17 protein-coding genes are annotated in these 19,928 nt (G+C 63.1%); 8 read left to right on the forward strand and 9 right to left on the reverse strand.

Annotated elements, in window-relative coordinates:
- Nucleotides 1-175: 175 nt before the first annotated feature.
- The 7 genes from UC34_RS21640 (at nucleotide 176) to yacG (ending at nucleotide 6,901) form a co-directional block, all read left to right on the forward strand.
- Entirely contained in the window at nucleotides 176-1,468 is a 1,293-nt protein-coding gene (locus UC34_RS21640) for an HlyC/CorC family transporter (protein ID WP_072617520.1), read from the forward strand.
- 166 nt (nucleotides 1,469-1,634) lie between these two features.
- Nucleotides 1,635-2,858 (forward strand): GspE/PulE family protein, encoded by a 1,224-nt coding sequence (locus UC34_RS21645; RefSeq protein ID WP_044457148.1) that lies wholly within the window; start codon nucleotides 1,635-1,637, stop codon nucleotides 2,856-2,858.
- Nucleotides 2,859-2,930: 72 nt separating this feature from the next.
- Nucleotides 2,931-4,157: a type II secretion system F family protein gene (locus tag UC34_RS21650; RefSeq protein WP_044457149.1), complete on the forward strand. Its 1,227-nt coding sequence runs from the start codon at nucleotides 2,931-2,933 to the stop codon at nucleotides 4,155-4,157.
- Nucleotides 4,154-5,053, forward strand: a complete 900-nt coding sequence (locus UC34_RS21655; RefSeq protein WP_044457150.1) for a prepilin peptidase — start codon at nucleotides 4,154-4,156, stop codon at nucleotides 5,051-5,053. The genes UC34_RS21650 and UC34_RS21655 overlap by 4 nt, the downstream gene beginning before the upstream one ends.
- The gene (coaE, locus tag UC34_RS21660; protein ID WP_044457151.1) at nucleotides 5,050-5,664 is read left to right on the forward strand and encodes a dephospho-CoA kinase; all 615 of its coding nucleotides are present in this window, start codon (nucleotides 5,050-5,052) and stop codon (nucleotides 5,662-5,664) included. Before UC34_RS21655 ends, coaE begins: the two co-directional genes overlap by 4 nt.
- A gap of 283 nt (nucleotides 5,665-5,947) precedes the next feature.
- Nucleotides 5,948-6,703: a cell division protein ZapD gene (gene zapD / locus UC34_RS21665; RefSeq protein WP_044457152.1), complete on the forward strand. Its 756-nt coding sequence runs from the start codon at nucleotides 5,948-5,950 to the stop codon at nucleotides 6,701-6,703.
- A gap of 3 nt (nucleotides 6,704-6,706) precedes the next feature.
- Nucleotides 6,707-6,901 (forward strand): DNA gyrase inhibitor YacG, encoded by a 195-nt coding sequence (gene yacG, locus UC34_RS21670; protein WP_044457153.1) that lies wholly within the window; start codon nucleotides 6,707-6,709, stop codon nucleotides 6,899-6,901.
- Between the two features lie 235 nt (nucleotides 6,902-7,136).
- Here yacG and UC34_RS21675 read toward each other — a convergent pair whose 3' ends face one another.
- The 4 genes from UC34_RS21675 to secA form a co-directional block, all read right to left on the reverse strand.
- Nucleotides 7,137-7,571, reverse strand: a complete 435-nt coding sequence (locus UC34_RS21675) for an NUDIX domain-containing protein (RefSeq protein ID WP_044457154.1) — start codon at nucleotides 7,569-7,571, stop codon at nucleotides 7,137-7,139.
- A 132-nt stretch (nucleotides 7,572-7,703) separates the two neighbouring features.
- Nucleotides 7,704-8,585 carry an ATP-binding protein gene (locus tag UC34_RS21680; RefSeq protein WP_044457155.1) on the reverse strand — a complete coding sequence of 294 codons (882 nt, stop codon included), beginning with the start codon at nucleotides 8,583-8,585 and terminating at the stop codon, nucleotides 7,704-7,706.
- A gap of 247 nt (nucleotides 8,586-8,832) precedes the next feature.
- Nucleotides 8,833-10,062: a bifunctional glutamate N-acetyltransferase/amino-acid acetyltransferase ArgJ gene (gene argJ / locus UC34_RS21685; RefSeq protein WP_044457156.1), complete on the reverse strand. Its 1,230-nt coding sequence runs from the start codon at nucleotides 10,060-10,062 to the stop codon at nucleotides 8,833-8,835.
- Between the two features lie 163 nt (nucleotides 10,063-10,225).
- The gene (secA, locus tag UC34_RS21690) at nucleotides 10,226-13,033 is read right to left on the reverse strand and encodes a preprotein translocase subunit SecA (protein WP_044457157.1); all 2,808 of its coding nucleotides are present in this window, start codon (nucleotides 13,031-13,033) and stop codon (nucleotides 10,226-10,228) included.
- A 304-nt stretch (nucleotides 13,034-13,337) separates the two neighbouring features.
- Between secA and UC34_RS21695 the strand changes: the two genes are divergently transcribed.
- Nucleotides 13,338-13,805: a DciA family protein gene (locus UC34_RS21695; RefSeq protein ID WP_044457158.1), complete on the forward strand. Its 468-nt coding sequence runs from the start codon at nucleotides 13,338-13,340 to the stop codon at nucleotides 13,803-13,805.
- Between the two features lie 219 nt (nucleotides 13,806-14,024).
- On the opposite strand, the gene lpxC is transcribed toward UC34_RS21695, so the two are convergent.
- From lpxC to UC34_RS21720, 5 genes are all read right to left on the reverse strand, one after another.
- Nucleotides 14,025-14,939 carry a UDP-3-O-acyl-N-acetylglucosamine deacetylase gene (gene lpxC / locus UC34_RS21700; RefSeq protein WP_044457159.1) on the reverse strand — a complete coding sequence of 305 codons (915 nt, stop codon included), beginning with the start codon at nucleotides 14,937-14,939 and terminating at the stop codon, nucleotides 14,025-14,027.
- Between the two features lie 559 nt (nucleotides 14,940-15,498).
- Entirely contained in the window at nucleotides 15,499-16,689 is a 1,191-nt protein-coding gene (gene ftsZ / locus UC34_RS21705) for a cell division protein FtsZ (RefSeq protein ID WP_044457160.1), read from the reverse strand.
- A 114-nt stretch (nucleotides 16,690-16,803) separates the two neighbouring features.
- Entirely contained in the window at nucleotides 16,804-18,036 is a 1,233-nt protein-coding gene (gene ftsA / locus UC34_RS21710; protein WP_010806905.1) for a cell division protein FtsA, read from the reverse strand.
- A gap of 22 nt (nucleotides 18,037-18,058) precedes the next feature.
- Nucleotides 18,059-18,892 (reverse strand): cell division protein FtsQ/DivIB, encoded by an 834-nt coding sequence (locus UC34_RS21715; RefSeq protein ID WP_044457161.1) that lies wholly within the window; start codon nucleotides 18,890-18,892, stop codon nucleotides 18,059-18,061.
- Between the two features lie 56 nt (nucleotides 18,893-18,948).
- Entirely contained in the window at nucleotides 18,949-19,887 is a 939-nt protein-coding gene (locus tag UC34_RS21720) for a D-alanine--D-alanine ligase (RefSeq protein WP_237165357.1), read from the reverse strand.
- Nucleotides 19,888-19,928 lie beyond the last annotated feature (41 nt).

Below are 19,928 nucleotides of genomic sequence, written 5' to 3' on the forward strand. Positions count from 1 at the left end.
GAGAACAGCAGCCGGACACTACGTCCTCGATGGACACTTGGCAGTCCATCGCAATCCGGTCGCCACCGGCAACCTCGCGGCGATTCGAAAAAAGCCTCATCACTGGCGCCGTTATCCCCTCTGATATAGTGGCAACTCATTGCCACCCCCCAGCGCTTGTCGCGCATCTAACAGCTTGGACGCCTTGCCCTTATGGGCGCAGATTTGCGCCGTCGCCTTCCTGATCGTCTGCTCGGGATTCTTTTCCATTTCCGAGACCAGCATGATGGCGCTCAACCGCCATCGCCTGAAGCACCTCGTGCGCATGAACGTGCACGGCGCCCGGTCGACGCAGGGACTGCTCTCGCGCACCGAAGATCTTCTCTCGACGATTCTGGTCGGCAACAACGTCATCAATACCGTCGTGCCGGTGCTCACCACCTCGATTGCGGTGCGCTACTTCGGCAACGATGCCATCACGCTGTCCATCGCCACGGCGGTCATTGCGTTGCTGATCATCATCTTCGCCGAGATCGCCCCGAAGATCGTCGGCGCAACGTATCCGGATCGCATCGCCCTGTCTGTCAGCACACCGCTCAAGCCCATCGTCGCCGCCGCCAGGCCGCTGGTTTGGGTGCTGAACAGTTTCGTGCGCGGCATGCTCCGTGTGCTGCGGATCGACACACGTCGCGCGGCCGGAGAAACGCGCCTGACGACCGAGGAATTGCGCACCATTGTGCTTGAGGCCGGCAACTACATGCCGACCAAACCGCGCAGCGTGCTGCTCAACCTGCTCGACCTGGAGAATATCGCGGTCGACGACGTGATGGTGCCGCGCGCGCGTATCGAGGCCCTGGATATCTCAGCCCCCCTCGACACGATCCTCTCGCAACTCGAGACTTGCTACCACAACAAGCTGCCGGTCTATGACGGCGACATCGATCGCATCGTCGGCATTCTTCCCGTGCGCCGCACCCTTTCCGCACTGCGCCACCCGGACGACATCACCGTCGACACGTTGCGCGCATTGCTCGTCGATCCGTACTTCATTCCGAGCGATACGCCGGCGTTGCGTCAGTTGCAGTATTTCCAGGAGAACCAGCGTCGTGTGGGGCTGGTCGTCAACGAATACGGCGAGGTCGAGGGGCTCGTCACGACCGAAGACATCATCGAAGAACTCATCGGCGAATTCACGACGAGCGTGCCCGGCGCCGGCGGCAGCCGCTCGGGCTGGACGGCCGAAGGGGAGTGTCTGGTTGGCGGCGGCGTCGGACTGCGCGATCTGAACCGCCGACTGGGACTGCACCTGCCGACCGATGGCCCCAAAACGCTCAACGGCTTGATTCTCGAAGTGCTGCGCGAGATTCCGGAAGCATCCGTCAGTCTGGAGATCGATGGCCTTCGCATGGAAATCGTGCAGATCGACAATCAGGCGATCAAGACCGTGCGCCTGTTCAAACCGGGACCGCGTCCTGCGCACCACGACTGAGTCGTGAGCGTGCGATGAAGCGTATCGACTTGCGAACTGCGTGAATCGATCGCGTCACCTTCGCTCACTGCACGTCACACGAGGGCATTTTTCGGTTTTTTCCGATTGAGTCGTCGCAGGGTTGCGTCGAGACTGAAGCTTCACGCAGCTCTCGCCGGACCCTGTCATGTCGCACTCAGCCGCTCTCTCGAACGACACCACGCCGTCGGTAAATCATCGCGCATCGGCCTCAAACCCTGCCATCCCCCACCCCTTCGACCCTGGCGCACCCAAGGCCACCACGCCGCTGCAATGCCTTGAAGAGATATTGAGCGACGCGGTGCGCGCCGGTGCGTCGGACGTGCATTTCGAGCCGATGGCGCAACGCTTTCGCGTGCGCCTGCGTATCGATGGGCGCCTGCAGGAATACCGTGACGTTCCCTTGCCGTGGCGCGACATGCTCGTCTCACGCCTGAAGGTGCTCGCGAATCTGGACATTGCGCAGAAGCGTTTGCCGCAAGATGGACGCATGCTCTGGCGTGAGGCCGGAGAGCCGGTCGAGTGCCGCGTGAGCGCGCTGCCGACACTGCACGGTGAAAAACTCGTGGTGCGGTTACTCGATGGCGCAAAGGTACCGCTCTCACTCGAGGGTCTGGGCTATACACCGACGCAGTACCTCGCCTTGACACGGGCGATCGCGTGTCCACACGGGATGATCCTGCTCACCGGTCCGACCGGTAGCGGCAAGACCGTCTCGCTGTACAGCTGCCTGCGACGTCTGAACGACGCCTCGCGCAATATCGTCACCATCGAGGACCCCGTGGAAATTCGCCTGCCGGGCGTCACGCAGGTCAATCTCAACGAGCGCGCCGGACTCGACTTCGCAACGGCGTTGCGCGCCTTTCTCCGGCAAGATCCCGACGTGCTCGTCGTCGGGGAGATTCGCGATGCGCAGACCGCGGAGATTGCCGTGCAGGCGGCCCAGACGGGCCATCTCGTATTCGCCACGGTGCACGCAAACGACGCGCCAAGCACGCTCGCACGGCTCTTCGACCTCGGTGTCGCGCCTTTCAATCTCTCGTCGACGCTGCTGCTCATCAGTGCGCAGCGCTTGCTCAGGCGCCGATGTCCTGCCGGGTGCGCGCCGGGCAACGCAACGGGGGATGGCCAACGCAGCACCCACGCGTGCATGCGGTGCCGCGGCAGCGGCTTTGCAGGACGCGTGGGCGCGTTTCAGGTGATGCCCATCAGCGCCACGCAAGCCATCAACATCTCGCAGGCACGCAGCCCGCACGAACTGGCGGCGCAAGCCCAAAGCGAAGGCGTGATGACGTTGCGCGAGTCGGGACTATGGCACGTCGAGGCGGGAACCGTTAGCCAGGAGGATGTCGATGCCACGACGCCTGCCTGAACCGGAATCGAACCCGAAATCGAACGGCAATTGCCGCACGCAACTCGGGCGCACATCTGCCGGAGATGCCTCATGTCTCGAATGATCCGGCCACGCCAGTGGCACTGGCAGGGGCGCGAGGCCGATGGCCAACGCCGACGCGGGGAATGGGTCGCGCACGGCGAGGCGGCGGTGCGTCTGGCGTTGCGTCGGCAATATCCGCAGATGACGATTACGCACGTAGCGCCGGGACGTCGACAGACTCCTTCGGCACGCACCCGATCGGCGGATGCGTCCGATCTCGTGCGGCGCCTCGCTACGCTGATCGGTGCAGGCGTGCCACTGAGCGCCGCGCTCGATGTACTGGCGCGCGGCGCGCACACCCGGGGGCTCAAGCGCCTGGCGTCCCGCATTGCGCAGGATGTCGCACAGGGACATCCGCTGGCGCTGGCCATGGCGCGGGCGAGCCATCGGTTCGGCAGCGTCGATTGTCAGTTGATCGCGGCGGCCGAGCTGAGCGGACAACTTGGCCCGACGCTGGCGCGCCTGAGCGCACACTACGATCATGCGAAAGGCATACGCGACAAACTGCAACGCGCGCTCACGTACCCCCTCACCGTGCTAGCGGTAGCGCTCGCCGTTATCGCCGCGCTGCTGCAATGGGTGATCCCGGAGTTCGAGCGTCTGTTCGCGAGTGCGGCCGGCGGCGGCTTGCCCTTACCGCTCCTGACTCGCTGGCTGATCGATCTCTCCCGGGCATCACTGAACAACGGACCTTGGGTGCTCGCATGTGCGGGTGCGGCGGGGTTGATCCTTGCTGCTGCCGTGCGGCGCAGTCCCCGAATGCGACGGCAGCGAGACCGCTGCCTGCTGCACTTGCCGGGTGCGGGCAGGATCATCCATATGATGAGCGCCGCGCGCTGGGCCAGAACCTTGGGCACGCTGCTCGATGCAGGCGTCGCGCTGCCCGACGCCATGGACGCCGCCGCCAGCGCCTGCGGCAATCTCGTCATGCAGCACGCCGCACACGAAGTGCATCGAAAGGTCGCGCGTGGCGCCCGGTTGGCGACGTGCCTGGAGGCGGATGCCCGTTGGCCGCTGGCGATAGCGCAACTGGTCGTGATCGGGGAGGAATCGGGTACACTCGGGCGCATGCTCAACCAGGCCGCCGGCTTGCTCGACGAAGAAGCGTCGCATGCGCTGGTCAGTACCTGCGCCACGCTCGAACCCATGATGATTACGTTTCTCGGCCTGCTGATCGGCGGCATGGTCCTTGCCATGTACCTGCCGATGTTCCAACTCGGATATGGTGTCGCATGAACGCCCTCGATGGCTACGCTGAGCTGCTTCTCGTCGACTGGCTCGCCCAACTCGCGCCTCACTGGCGTCTCGCGATCTTCGCGATCGCCGGCGCCATTGCCGGACTGCTGCTGAACGTCGTCGTGCGTCGCGTACCGGCGGCGATCGAGCGCGCATGGTTGGAAGAACTTCAGGCCGCGGAGACCACCGACGGCGCGCCAGCCGCTGCGGCGGCCTCAGCACCATCCGCACCATCCGCACCATCCGCACCATCCGTTCCAACGACACCGCTTGCGCTCGCGCCGGGCGCGAAACTCCCGGAAATCGGCGCGGCGGCGCTTCCCACCGCATCAACAGACGCCGCACCGTCGCGCCGCTGGCAACTCGCGCTGCTCAGCGGTGCGCTCAGCGCCGCCATATCCTGGCGCTTCGGCCCCACGTGGCAGAGCATCGGTGCGCTCGGACTGGTGTGGACGCTCATCGCGCTCGCTTATATCGATCACGACACACAGCTGTTGCCGGACATTCTCACGCTGCCGCTCCTCTGGGCCGGACTACTCTGCAATCTCGGTCACTGGTTTGCCGCCTTGCCGTCGGCTGTGATCGGCGCTGCCGCCGGATACCTGAGTCTGTGGGCCATGTACTGGGTGTACTGGTGCGTGCGTCGACGCGAAGGCATGGGCTTCGGCGACTTCAAACTTTTCGCGGCGCTCGGCGCCTGGTTCGGCTGGACGGCGCTGCCCCAAATCCTGCTGGTCGCCTGCCTGCTCGCCATCGTCTTCGCCGGGAGCGCCTGGCTGATGGGGCGCCTGCGTAGTGATCAGATGTTTCCTTTCGGCGCGTTTCTTGCTGCCGCAGGCGTTGTCACGCTCTTTGGCGGCGACGGCCTGATGCTTTGGATCGGAGGAGCTCCATGACTTACGCCATCGGCCTGACCGGCGGCATCGGCAGCGGCAAGACCACTGTCGCCAATCTGTTCGCCACTCACGGTATCGCGATCATCGACACCGATGCGATCGCGCACAGCATTACCGCGCCCGGGGGCGCCGCGATGCCGGCGATTCGTCGCGCGTTCGGCGACACCTTCGTCGCACCGGACGGCTCGCTCGACCGTGCGCGCATGCGCGAGGCGGTCTTTTCCGACGATGCGGCAAAAGCCCGTTTGGAAGCCATCACCCATCCGCTGATTCGTACGGAGTGCGAGCGGGCGGCGGCCGAAGCCGACGGGCCGTATCTGATTTTCGTCGTACCGCTGTTGGTCGAATCGGGAACGTGGCGCGAGCGCGTGCAGCGCGTTCTCGTCGTCGACTGCACAGAGGAGACGCAGATCGCGCGCGTCATGTCGCGCAATCGCTTCACCCGCGAGCAGGTGCAGGCGATCATGGCGCGTCAGGCCTCGCGCGCCCAGCGGCTCGCTGCGGCGGACGACATCATCGACAACGATGTCCAGCATGCGCCGCTCGCGCCACAGGTCGACCGCTTGCATGCCACCTACCTTCAGCTCGCGAAACTGACCGGCGGCGAATAGGGTCCGAGGTGGGCGCGAATAGGGAAGCGAAGTGGGTGTGAAGCGGGTGTGAAGCGGGGGCGAAGCGGGGACGCTGGTGTGGCTGTCGATGAGGGGTACGGGGGCAGGTGCAGGGTATGGGGGCATGGCGCGACTCAGCGGCAAATCGAGTTTGATGAGCATTTCGTGCAGAAGTCTCGCCGTTTGCCCTCGATTGAGCGCCGACTCGCGTTGCAACGCGACAGTTTCCCGCATTAGAATGTCGCCATTACGCTGAAAAGCGCCAACTTTTGGGCCAACGCGCTTGATCCTGTACGAATATCCGCTCAACGAACGCATTCGCACGCTGCTTCGGCTAGAAGAGCTGTTCGGGCGCTTTGCCTTTTTCGTCGGACAGGATCAGCCGCTCGATCATCATGCGGCCCTGATCACGATGTTCGAGATTGCCGACATCGCCGGTCGCACCGATCTGAAGAACGAACTGGTCAAGGAACTCGACCGGCAACGTCAGACGCTGCAGACCTACCGCGGCAACCCCGATATCGCCTCCGACGCGCTCGAACAATTCATCGGCGAAGTCGAGCTCGCGATTGCGAACCTCAACCAGATTCCCGGCAAGCCCGGCCAGCATCTGAACGACAACGAATGGCTTGCCAGCATTCGCAGCCGCTCGGTGATTCCTGGCGGTACCTGCCGTTTCGACCTGCCCTCGTATTACGCATGGCGTCATAACGATGCCGAACAGCGCCGTCACGACATCGATAAGTGGATTGGTCCGCTGTTCCCGATTCGCGACGCCATCGGTATCGTACTGGGCCTCGCGCGCGAATCCGGCCATGCCAGCAAGGCCATGGCGCAGCAGGGCAGCTATCAGCAGATGCTCACGGGACGCGTGTATCAACTGATGCAGGTGCGCGTTGCGGCAGACCTTCGCGTGATTCCGGAAGCCAGCGCCAACAAGTACATGCTGTGGGTGCGCTTTACGACACAGGACGGCGATCTGAAACCGCGTCCGGTCGACAGCGATGTGCCGTTCCTGCTGACCCTTTGCAATCTGTAAGCCATGACGAGCGTCGTGAACTGTCCGACCTGCGGCAAGAAGGTCGTTTGGGAGCCGCAGTCCAAATTCCGCCCCTTCTGCTCCGAGCGCTGCAAGCAGATCGATATGGGCGCATGGGCCGCCGAGAAATACACGATCCCCGCCGAGTCGCCCGAAGATCCGCCGCAGGAATCACCGCTCGACCCGACCCAGCGCTGATATCGAGCTGCACGGCAACGCCGTGATGCGCTAATGGGCATCGTCAGCACCAAAGAAAAAGGCACCTGACGGTGCCTTTTTTGTATTTCTGTACTTCAATGTTGCCCGCCTTCGTCACATCGATGGCGATCAACCCATCCAGCGACCGTTGCGACCATTGTGACCGCCACGACCGTCACGACCGTCACGACCTTTCCGGCCTGCGACATGGGTGACTGACATGGGTCGTCATCAATCAGGACCGCTGCGCCAGTTCTTCAGCAAGCCAGGTCAGCGGAGGCAATGCAGCGGGCAGCAACGGCTCGACGCTCACCGGCGGGTGTTCCCACGCGAGTGCCTGCCCTTCCTTGCCGTGAGGCTCGCCCTGCCACGCCGTCACCTTGCAGAAGTGCAGCCGCACGTACGCATGCGGGTAATCGTGCTCCAGCACGCGCCACGGGGCGCAGCGCTCGACCGTCACGCCAAGCTCTTCGTGCAGTTCGCGCGCCAATGCGGCAGCTACCGACTCACCCACTTCGAGCTTGCCGCCGGGGAATTCCCAGTAGCCGGCATAAGGCTTGCCGGCCGGACGCTGCCCGAGCAGCACCGCCCCGTCCGGGCGCACCATCACACCGACGGCCACTTCCGTGACGGGACGCCCATCGGGCGCAGTTTGCTTCATGTCTGTCATATTGCGACACCTACCGTATCTCTTGCCTGGACGGGTGGCACGCCGAGCGCACCGACTTGCAGGTCAGCGCAATGCGACGCCTCGCCACCCAAATTCCGCTCAGTTGCATGGCGTCTGAGACGCCTGAGACGCCTAAGACGCTTGCGACGCCCCACGCTGCTTGCCCGCCCAGTCGCGCGCAAACTGGAACGCCACACGCCCTGAGCGCGAACCGCGCTCAAGCGCCCAGATCAATGCCTCCTGACGCGCACTTTCCGTTTGCTCGGCCGGCACACCGAAGTGCTGCAACCAATGGCCGACGATCGTCAGATAGTCGTCCTGCTTGAACGGATAGAAACTGACCCACAGCCCGAAGCGCTCGGACAGCGAAATCTTTTCCTCGATCACTTCACCCGGATGAATCTCACCGTCGTCGGTGTGGCGATAGCTCTCGTTGTCCTTCATGTACTCCGGCAGCAAGTGACGGCGGTTGGACGTCGCGTAGATCAGCACGTTATCCGATTGGGCAGCCACGGACCCGTCCAGCGCGACCTTGAGTGCCTTGTAGCCCGATTCGCCGTCTTCGAACGACAGGTCGTCGCAGAAGACGACAAAGCGCTCGGGGCGCTGCGAAATCAGATCGACGATGTCGCCCAGGTCCGTCAGGTCGTCCTTGTCGACTTCAATCAGACGCAGCCCCTCGGAGGCGTACTGATTCAGACACGCCTTGATGAGCGACGACTTGCCCGTGCCACGCGCACCGGTGAGCAACACGTTATTGGCCGGCTCGCCGCGCACGAACTGGCGGGTGTTCTGCTCAATCAGCGCCTTCTGACGCTCGATGTTCTGCAAATCGTCCAGCGTGATGGCCGAGACGTGTGCGACCGGTTGCAGGAAGCCACGCCCCTGCTTCTTGCGCCAGCGAAACGCCGTGGCGACGCTCCAGTCGATCTCGGGGGTAGCCGGAGGCAGCATCGCCTCCAGCCGTGCCAGCACGCCTTCGGCGCGCGTCAGGAATTGTTCCAGTTTGTCCATGCTTCGAAATCCCCGCGCCGCTCACGGGCGCTCGTGTCGATGCTGCCAGGTGTTGTCGTTTCCCTTCGCTGTGCGCCACGGTGCTTGTGCCACCAACCGACGATGCGTCCGATGCCGAAATACCCGAGGTATCGAACGCGCCATCTCACCGGCGCAGCGCCGATGCCGGTCAGGCATCGGCTGCCCGCGCCGACGGCCCTCGCCTCCTGTGGGAAGCCGAATGCGATTCAGGCCGTCGCGTCAGGTCTCAAGAGCGGTAGTCCGCGTTGATGCTCACATAGTCGTGCGACAGGTCGCACGTCCACAGCGTTGCCGCGGCGTCGCCACGACCCAGCACCACACGTACCGTAATTTCACTTTGCTTCATCACGCGCTGGCCATCTTCTTCCCGGTAGTCGGCATTACGGCCACCGGCACGCGCAACGAGCACGTCGTCCAGATAAAGATCGATCTTGCTGACGTCCAGATCGTTCACGCCGGCATAGCCGATCGCGGCCAGAATGCGGCCCAGATTCGGATCCGACGCAAAGAACGCGGTCTTCACCAGCGGCGAATGGCCGATGGCGTACGCGATCTGACGGCACTCGGCCACATCACGACCGCCTTCGACCGTCACGGTGATGAACTTGGTCGCGCCCTCGCCATCGCGCACAATCAGTTGCGCGAGTTCTTGCGAGATCGAGAGCAGCGCTTCACGGAACGCCGCGAATGCCGCCGTATCCGTGCTTGCGATTTCCGGCAATTCGGTCTGGCCGGTCGCCGCGACGATAAACGAATCGTTGGTGGACGTATCGCCGTCGATCGTAATGGCGTTGAACGAGCGGTCGGCCACGAACTTCACCAGGGCATCGAGCACCGGCTGCGCCACGCGGGCGTTGGTGCCGACGAAACCGAGCATGGTCGCCATGTTCGGCTTGATCATGCCTGCGCCCTTGCTCACGCCCGTGAGTACGATCGTGTGACCGTCGATCACGATCTGACGCGACGCCGCCTTGGGCAACGTATCGGTCGTCATGATCGACTGCGCGGCTTCGTACCAGTGTGCGGGCGCCAGATTGCCAATAGCCTGCGGGAGCCCCGCGACGAGGCGGTCCACCGGCAGCGGCTCCAGAATCACGCCCGTCGAGAACGGCAGAATCTGGTTCGACGACACGTTCAGCAGCTTGGCGAGCGCATCGCACGTGGCGCGCGTGGCCAGCATGCCGGGCTCGCCGGTACCGGCATTGGCGTTTCCCGTGTTGACGACGAGCGCCCGAATGCCCGCGTTGGCCGCGAGATGCTCCTTGCACACCGTCACCGGCGCGGCGCAGAAGCGATTCGTCGTGAAAACGCCTGACACCGTGCTGCCGGGGGCCAGTCGCATGACGAGCACGTCCTTGCGGTTCGGTTTGCGGATATTGGCTTCGGCCCAGCCCAGTTCCACACCCGGAACGGCGTGCAGTTGGGAGGCTTCGATCGAGGGGAAATTGACGGCCATGAGGGTTCGCCCGCGAGAGATAAGGTTGCAGCTCCCGCCCTGGCGATGTCGGCACGACAGCCCGCCGGGGCGGCGGTTGATCGGTGCGGCCGGTGGCAAAAACCGGCGCTACAAACGACGCGGCGCCGATAAAGAGTCGGCGCCGCGTCGATCGGTTCACATCTTAAGACAGTTTGCCGTGGCAGTGCTTGAATTTCTTGCCACTGCCGCACGGGCACGGATCGTTACGTCCGACCTTCGGCAGGAAATCGCCGCCGGCCGATGCCGCTGCGCCCGCGCCCGCTGCCGCCTGCGCGAGCGCTGCCACGACCGGACGGCCCGCGTCCTCGTCGACCTCGCCTTCGCCGCCCACCGTCTCGAGTTCGTCATGCTTGAACTCGATGTTGACCAGACCGCCGGCGTTGTCGTCGAGCGATTCCGTGGCCTGTTCGAGTTCTTCCTGCGACTGGATGCGCACGTTCATGATGACGCGCGTGACTTCCAGCTTGATCGTCTCGAGCAACTGCGCGAACAGTTCGAACGCTTCGCGCTTGTATTCCTGCTTCGGATTTTTCTGCGCATAGCCGCGCAGATGAATCCCCTGACGCAGGTGATCCAGCGCCGCCAGATGCTCGCGCCAGTTCGAATCCACGCTTTGCAGCATGACCGAGCGCTCGAACCCGGAGAACGACTCGCGTCCGACCAGATCGACCTTGGCGTTGTACGACGCTTCGGCGGCATCCATGACTTCCTTGAGGATGTCCTCGTCGTCGATCTCTTCCGTGCCTTCGATGCGCGATTGCAGCGGCAAGTCGAGCTGCCACTCTTCGCGCAGCACCGTCTCCAGGCCCTTCAGGTCCCACTGCTCTTCCACGGTGCCGGCCGGCACGTAGTTACGCACCAGATCCTCGAACACGCTCTGGCGCATGCCCGCAATCGTCTCCGAGACGTCTTGCGCTTCGAGCAGTTCGTTGCGCTGCTGGTAGATCACCTTGCGCTGATCGTTGGCAACGTCGTCATACTCGAGCAATTGCTTGCGCACGTCGAAGTTACGGGCCTCGACCTTGCGCTGTGCCGACTCGATCGAGCGAGTGACGATACCCGCTTCGATCGCTTCGCCTTCCGGCATCTTCAGACGATCCATGATCGCGCGCACGCGATCGCCGGCAAAAATGCGCAGCAGCGGATCTTCCAGCGACAGATAGAAGCGCGACGAGCCCGGGTCGCCCTGACGGCCGGAACGGCCACGCAGCTGGTTGTCGATACGGCGTGACTCGTGGCGCTCGGTACCGATGATGTGCAGACCTCCGGCGGTCTTCACCTGCTCGTGCAGGCCTTGCCACTCGTCCTGCAACTGCTTGATGCGGGCTTGCTTGTCGGCGTCGGAGAGCGAAGCGTCGGCTTCGATGAACGCCGATTGCTTCTCGACGTTGCCACCCAGCACGATGTCGGTACCGCGACCGGCCATGTTGGTCGCAATGGTGATCACGCCCGGACGGCCCGCCTGCGCCACGATCTCGGCTTCGCGCTGATGCTGCTTGGCGTTGAGCACCTGATGCGGCAGCTTCTCGCGCGTAAGCAACTGAGAGAGATACTCCGACGTTTCGATCGACGTCGTGCCGACCAGCACCGGCTGGCCACGCTCCACACACCCGCGAATGTCCTTGATGACGGCGTCGTACTTTTCCTTGGCCGTCTTGTAGATCTGATCCTGACGGTCGATGCGCTTGGGCACGCGATTCGTTGGAATCACCACCGTCTCGAGACGATAGATTTCGTTGAATTCGAATGCTTCCGTATCCGCCGTGCCCGTCATGCCCGAAAGCTTGGCGTACATGCGGAAGTAATTCTGGAACGTGATCGAGGCGAGCGTCTGGTTCTCGTGCTGAATCTTCACGCGCTCCTTCGCTTCCACCGCCTGATGCAGGCCTTCGGACCAGCGGCGACCGGCCATCAGACGGCCGGTGAATTCGTCGACGATGACGATCTCGTCGTTTTGCACCACGTAATGCTGATCCTTGTGGAACAGCGTGTGTGCGCGCAGCGCGGCGTACACGTGGTGCATGAGGGTGATGTTCTGCGGCGCGTAAAGGCTGTCGCCCTCGGCGATCATGCCCCACTCGGCGAGCAGTTGCTCGGCCTTCTCGTGGCCGCGCTCGGTCAGGAATACCTGACGGCCCTTCTCATCGAGCGTGTAATCGCCCGGCACTTCGACACCCGTGCCATCGGCCTTTTCTTCGCCGATCTGACGCTCGAGCATCGCCGGCAGGCGATCCATCTTCACATACAGTTCGGTGTGATCTTCGGCCTGACCGGAGATGATCAGCGGCGTGCGCGCTTCGTCGATCAGGATCGAGTCCACTTCGTCGACGATGGCGTAGTTGAGCGTACGTTGCACCCGCTGCTCGGTCTCGTAGACCATGTTGTCGCGCAGGTAGTCGAAACCGAACTCGTTGTTCGTCCCGTACGTGATGTCGGCGGCGTAGGCGGCCTGCTTCTGATCGTGCGGCATCTGCGAGAGGTTGATACCCACCGTCAGGCCGAGGAAGTTATACAGACGCGCCATCCACTCGGCGTCGCGTTGCGCCAGATAATCGTTGACGGTCACGACGTGCACGCCCTTGCCCGAGAGCGCGTTCAGATAGGCGGGCAGCGTGGCGACAAGCGTCTTGCCTTCACCCGTGCGCATTTCGGCGATCTTGCCGAAGTGCAGCACCATACCGCCGATGAGCTGAACGTCGAAGTGACGCATCTTAAGCACGCGCTTACCGGCCTCACGGCATACGGCAAAGGCTTCGACGAGCAACGAATCCACGCTCGCCCCCTGGGCGATACGTTGCTTGAATTCCTCGGTCTTGCCGCGCAGTTGCTCATCGCTCAGCTGGGCGATTTGCGGCTCGAGGGCGTTAATCGCCGCGACGGTTTTCTGGTACTGCTTGATGAGCCGCTGGTTGCGGCTGCCAAATACTTTTTTAAGAAGACCGGGAATCATCGGATCACTGGTTAGGGCGGCAAATGTCGTTCGCACCCGCGCAGCCGTTGCTTGGGCGGAAGCTCACCCCCGGAGTTGTCCCCCATGAGTAACGATCCGCCCGCGGCGTCTGCGCGCTGCGGGTCACCGTGTTTGGCACTCTGGCCGCACGCCGGTTCGATATATGTACTGAAAAATGGATTCTAGCATGCTGTCGTGGCACGCCCCGGCAGCGGCTAAGGTCGACAATCCGGTGTTTTCAGGCGATGGCAGGAGGTGACGCCCGATCGCGGGGTAAAATATGCGGCGACATCTGTCTCATCATATGAAACGACCCAAAGCACCCCGCGTTGCCCGCCCGCTCACCGATCTGCTATCCGCATCCGACGGTGCCGGTTCGCTGCTGGTCGCCGCCGAACAACTGGGGCGGCTGGAGCGGGACGTTCACGCCTTGCTTCCCCCTGCCCTTGCCGGAAGTGTGCGGCTCGCACCGCCGCGCGAAGGCGCACTCGTTTTCCTGGTGTCAAACAACGCGCTGGCCGCGCGTTTGCGTCAGCAAACGCCATCGTTGATCGAAGGTCTTGCCACGCGCGGGTGGCTGATCCGCACGATCCGGATCCGCGTGAGCATCGCCGCGCCGGAGCCGCAGAAACCGCCCAAGGAGGCGCGTCTGTCCCGTCAGGGCCTGGTCAGCCTTCGAGACCTGCGCGACTCGCTGGAGCCCTCTCCGCTGCGCGACGCGCTCGCCCGGCTGGTCTCCCGCCATTCCTACGGCGGCACGCGCAAGCCGTAACGGTTCGCGCCTGGCGCCGGCGTCAGGACGAAAGCGGTTTGGTTCGCGCCCGCCTCACTGGATACCTTGCCCCTCGCCACACGTGGTACGACTCGCACCGCCACGGAATCCGGCCACCGAAAACGTATGCGCGTCAAATAAAAAAGCGCCGGATTTCCGGCGCTTTCCTTTTGTTACATCCGCGTGGCCCAATGCTGCGGACCACGACGTTTGCGCGACTTATGCGAACTGGGTCTGCGGTTCGAACTGGAAGCCGCGCGGGGCGTCCTCCGCGCGCTCGAACGTCACGATTTCGTAGGCTTGCTGTGCGAGAAGTTCGCGCAGCAGCTGGTTGTTCAGTCCGTGCCCGGACTTGTATGCGGTGTAAGACGCGAGCAACGGATGACCAATCACATACAGGTCACCGATAGCGTCGAGCATCTTGTGTTTCACGAACTCGTCGTCGTAACGCAGACCATCGTTGTTCAGAATTCGGTATTCGTCGAGCACGATCGCGTTATCCATGCTGCCGCCGCGCGCCAGACCCAGCTCACGCAGCATCTCGACTTCGTGCGCGAAGCCGAACGTGCGAGCACGCGCGATCTCTTTGGCGTAGGACGTCTGGGCGAAGTCGATCTCGAGCGCCTGACCGGTGCGATCGACTGCCGGATGACGGAAGTCGATGGTGAACTTGAGCTTGAAGCCATCGAACGGATCGAGACGGGCCAGCTTGTCGCCTTCGCGGATCTCGACCGGCGTCGTCACCCGAATGAACTTCTTCGCGGCAGGCTGCTCTTCGATACCCGCCGACTGGATCAGAAAGACGAACGTCGCGGCGCTGCCGTCCATGATCGGAATTTCTTCGGCCGTCACATCGACATACAGGTTGTCGATGCCCAGGCCCGCGCATGCCGACATCAGGTGTTCCACCGTGGACACCCGCGCACCATCCTTTTGCAGCACCGAAGCCAGCCGCGTGTCGCCGATCGCCATCGCCGACGCCGGAATCTCCACGGGAGGATTCAGATCGGTACGGCAAAAGACGATACCCGTGTCGGGCGGCGCCGGACGCAACGACAACTCGACCTTGCGACCGGAGTGCAAGCCGATGCCGACTGTCTTGGCGATGGATTTGAGAGTGCGCTGCTTAAGCATGCTATTTATTAAAACTATCAGACGCTAATGATCATAGATCGAATTATATCAGATCGGCGCCTTCATCGCTGTGCCACAAACACAACGCTTCGTTACTAAACATTCCGAATGTTGCCTCATCGGACTATCTCCGCCCATACCGCGTCATGAAACAACGTCTTCGCGAAAATGGCCTTGCTTCATCTTAGACGTCAGGTCCTGGACCTGCGCGTCGAATCTGGTTCGGGGCACCCCGGCCACTGCGACGGAGGCATGCCGCAGCGGTCGGGGGGACAGACTCGCGAGACCGGGTCAGGGATCACGAACGCTTACCCGTAACGTTCGTCATCTGTGAAGCGTCGATACCTCTTGCGACTCTGGTTGTCGCAGCCACAAGGCATCGGCACGTGTCACAACCTTGCCGTATCGTCCGTCGGATGCCTACCGAGGCGCGCCTTCCCCACGCCACATGGCATGGTAGTCGGAGCGACGGCGAATCCTCACGACGACCCGCGTAGGTCTCGCGATTCCCAAGGTGCGGCGGCGCCGAGCACTGGCACCCGGCCCGCGCGCAACCCTGTCAGTCGGCTTGCTTGCGCAGGAAGGCCGGAATGTCGTACGTGTCGACACCCTTTTCCTGCAACGCGGCGACGTGCGAGGCTGCGGTCTCGCGCGTGCTGCGCCACACGGCCGGCGTATCGAGCGCGCCGTAGTCCGTACCGGCGGCCTGACCGACGTTCGGCACGTGGCCGGTGGCGATCGGCATGTTGTCGGTACCGGTCTTGAGCAGCGTCATCGGTGCAGCAGCCTTCTTTGCCACCGCACGGCCCAGGCCGGTTGCCACAACGGTCACGCGCAGTGCATCGCCCATCTTGTCGTCGTAGACGGTACCGAAAATCACGGTCGCGTCTTCGGCGGCGTAGCTCTTGATGGTGTTCATCACTTCGCGCGTTTCCGACAGACGCAGCGAACGCGATGCCGTGATGTTCACCAGCACGCCACGCGCACCCGACAGGTCCACGCCTTCGAGCAGCGGGCTTGCCACGGCTTGTTCGGCCGCCAGACGCGCACGATCGACACCTGCCACGGTCGCCGTCCCCATCATCGCCTTGCCCTGCTCGCCCATCACCGTCTTCACGTCTTCAAAGTCGACGTTCACGAGACCGTCGACATTGATGATTTCGGCGATGCCTGCGACGGCGTTATGCAGCACGTCATCGGCGCACTGGAAGCACTTGTCCATTTCGGCATCGTCGCCCATGACTTCGAACAGCTTGTCATTGAGCACGACGATCAGCGAATCGACGTTGTCTTCGAGTTCCTGCGCGCCCGTCTCGGCCACACGCATACGCTTGCCGCCTTCGAACTCGAACGGCTTCGAGACGACGCCAACGGTCAGAATGCCCATTTCCTTGGCGATCTGCGCAACCACCGGCGCCGCGCCCGTTCCCGTGCCGCCACCCATACCGGCGGTGATGAACACCATGTGGGCGCCACGCAAGGCGTCAGCGACTCGCTCGCGCGCTTCTTCCGCGGCGGCACGGCCCATTTCCGGCTTTGCGCCAGCACCCAGACCGGTCTTGCCGAGCTGAATGTTCACGCTGGCCTGCGAGCGGCCCAGAGCCTGAGCGTCGGTGTTCATGGCGATAAATTCCACGCCTTGCACACCACGGTTGATCATGTGCTGGACGGCATTGCCGCCAGCGCCACCAACACCCACCACCTTGATGATGGTGCCGTTGGTTTCCGTTTCCAACATTTCGAAGTTCATAGCGCCTCCAGTGAATTAAAAGCAGATCCGGTCCTGCGGGTCACGTGCGGCTCGGGTAAGCCGCGCGTGTTTTCAACACCGGATCCACACCCCTCAAAAACTGCAAAAAACACCTTAGAAATTGCTGAAGAACCAGTCACGCATGCGCGTCCAGACCTGGTTCGCCTGCCCCGACTGCACCGCGACCTTGCGGCCACGCATGCGTTGGGAGCGTCCTTCGAGCAGCAGGCCCATCGCCGTGGCGTAGCGCGGGCTGCGCACCACGTCGGCCAGGCCGCCTGCGTACTCCGGCACGCCAATGCGCACCGGCTTGAGGAAGATGTCCTCGCCCAGCTCGACCATGCCCGGCATCATTGCCGCGCCGCCGGTGAGCACGATGCCCGAGGACAGCAACTCTTCGTAACCCGACTCGCGCACGACCTGCTGCACGAGCGAGAACAACTCTTCGACACGCGGTTCGATCACCGCAGCCAGCGCCTGACGCGACAGCGTGCGCGGGCCGCGCTCGCCGAGCCCCGGCACTTCGATCATTTCATCCGGATCGGCCAGCGACTGCTTGGCGATGCCATGCTGGATCTTGATGTCTTCCGCATCCGGCGTCGGCGTGCGAACGGCCATCGCGATGTCGCTCGTGATCTGGTCGCCCGCGATCGGAATCACGGCCGTATGACGGATCGCCCCTTCGCTGAAGATCGCGATATCGGTCGTGCCGCCACCGATATCGATCAGCACCACGCCCAGTTCCTTCTCGTCTTCCGTGAGCACCGAGATGCTCGACGCGAGCGGTTGCAGAATCAGATCGTTGACTTCGAGGCCGCAACGACGCACGCACTTGACGATGTTCTGTGCCGCCGACACGGCGCCGGTCACGATATGCACCTTCACTTCGAGGCGGATACCGCTCATGCCGATCGGCTCGCGCACATCCTCCTGCCCGTCGATGATGAATTCCTGCGTGAGGATATGCAGCACCTGCTGGTCGGTCGGAATGTTGATCGCCTTGGCCGTCTCGATGACGCGCGCCACATCGGCCTGCGTCACTTCCTTGTCCTTGATCGCCACCATGCCGCTCGAATTGAAGCTGCGGATATGGCTGCCGGCGATGCCGGTGAAGACGTTGGTGATCTTGCAGTCGGCCATCAGCTCCGCTTCTTCGAGCGCACGCTGAATGGACTGCACCGTGGCCTCGATGTTCACCACGACGCCCTTTTTCAGGCCGCGCGATTCACTCTGGCCAAGGCCGATCACTTCATAGCGGCCTTCAGGGCGCAGTTCGGCCACCACCGCCACGACTTTCGACGTGCCGATATCGAGGGCGACCAACAGATCCTTGTAATCTTTGCTCATAGCGTGTGTAAGTCCTGAAGTCTCACTGGCTTCGCTTTACCGGCGCGGCAGGTTTCGCTGCCGGCTTCTGCGAATCCCGCTTTTGCACGGGTGTCGTGGCAAGCTTCTTGGCTTGTTCTTCGCTCAAGAAACGCATGCCCGCGGCACGCACTGCAAAACCGTTCGGGTAACGCAGATCGGCATACTCGATCTGATTTCCCCAGCGCGCCGCTACCTGCGGATACGCCTGTACGAAGCGTCGACTGCGCGTGGCGAGGGTCTCGGGGGTCCGCTCCCGTCCCAGCGCCAGTTGCACGCCCCCTGCGAGTCGCACGCCCCATGCGTAGCGATTCGACAGCGTGACCGCCTCGGGTTTCATATTCAGCGGCGCGAACCACTTTACGAAGTCGTAGTACCGCGCCGTCACATCCTTCTCGCTGCCCGGCGGCCCCGCGAACTCCGGCAACTTGCCGTCGTCCTCCGCTTCCGCCAGATTGGCCGCGAACAGTTCGCCGTCCACACTCACCAGACGGCCGTCGTTCCACGTGGCCAGCGGCTTGTATTCCTCGATCGTCACCGCCAACTGGTTCGGCCAGACGCGCCGAACGCTCGCGTGACGCACCCAGGGCACGGCCTCGAACGCCGCTCGCGTCGCGTCCAGATCGATCGTGAAGAAGTTGCCCTTCAGGCGTGAGACTGCGTTGGCACGCAGCGTCGGCCCGTTGATATGCGCCACATCCCCGTCGATCTGAATCGCCTTGAGCGTGAAGACCGGCCGCTGGATCAGCCAATGGCCGCCCGCCGCGAGCGCCGCCAGCACGACAAGTGCGACGAGCGCACTCGCGATGGCGTTGAGCAGGCGTACGTTGTGCCACATGGCGATTTGCTTTCCGTATCAGGGCGTTCTTCAACGCGTTCAATGTTTAACTCGACTCACTCGGGCTTCCACTGCGCGTTCGGATGCAGATCGAGCGTCGCAGTCGCCAGAATTTCAACCACCAGGTCTTCATACGACAGGCCCGCCGCCCGCGCCGAAATCGGCACCAGCGAGTGGCCGGTCATACCCGGCGACGTATTGATCTCCAACAGATACGGCTTGTTGTCGCGCTTGCGCAGCATCACGTCGGCGCGCGCCCAGCCACGGCAACCGAGCACGAGGTAGGCGCGCAGCACCAGGCGCTGCACTTCCTCCTGCAAGGACACCGACAACGGCGGCGGGCATTCGTAGCGCGTGTCGTCCTTGAAGTACTTGTTCTGGTAGTCGTAGTTCGCATCCGGGGCAACGATACGGATCACCGGCAGCGAGCGCGCCGCGTTCGCCCCCTTGGTACCCACACCCAGTACCGGCACGGTCAGCTCGTCGCCATCGATGAACTCTTCGGCCAGCACGTCCGGATCGAGCGCCACGGCTTTCTCGAACGCCGCCTTCAATTGCGACGCTTCGGTGACTTTCGTCAGACCGATCGTCGAGCCTTCACGCGACGGCTTGACGATGAGCGGCAGACCCAGATCGCGCGCGACGGCGTCGAAATCGGTATCGGCATGCAGCATCGTGAAGCGCGGCGTGGGCAACCCTTCGTTGATCCAGATGCGCTTGGTCATTTCCTTGTCCATCGCCAGCGCGGAAGCCAACACACCGCTGCCGGTGTAGGGAATGCCCAGATGCTCCAGCGCACCCTGGAGCGTGCCGTCTTCGCCATAACGCCCATGCAGCGCGATGAACACGCGGTCGAACTTCTGCGCGGCGAGCACGGTCAGGTCGTTCATACCGGTATCGAAGGCATGCGCATCCACGCCGCGATTGCGCAACGCTTCGAGCACACCATTGCCCGAAATCAGCGAGATCTGACGCTCGGCCGAGCGCCCGCCCATCAGGACGCCAACCTTGCCGAAACGTTTCGGATCGAAAGCAC

The sequence above is a fragment of the Pandoraea vervacti genome (assembly GCF_000934605.2).
Lineage (GTDB): Bacteria > Pseudomonadota > Gammaproteobacteria > Burkholderiales > Burkholderiaceae > Pandoraea > Pandoraea vervacti.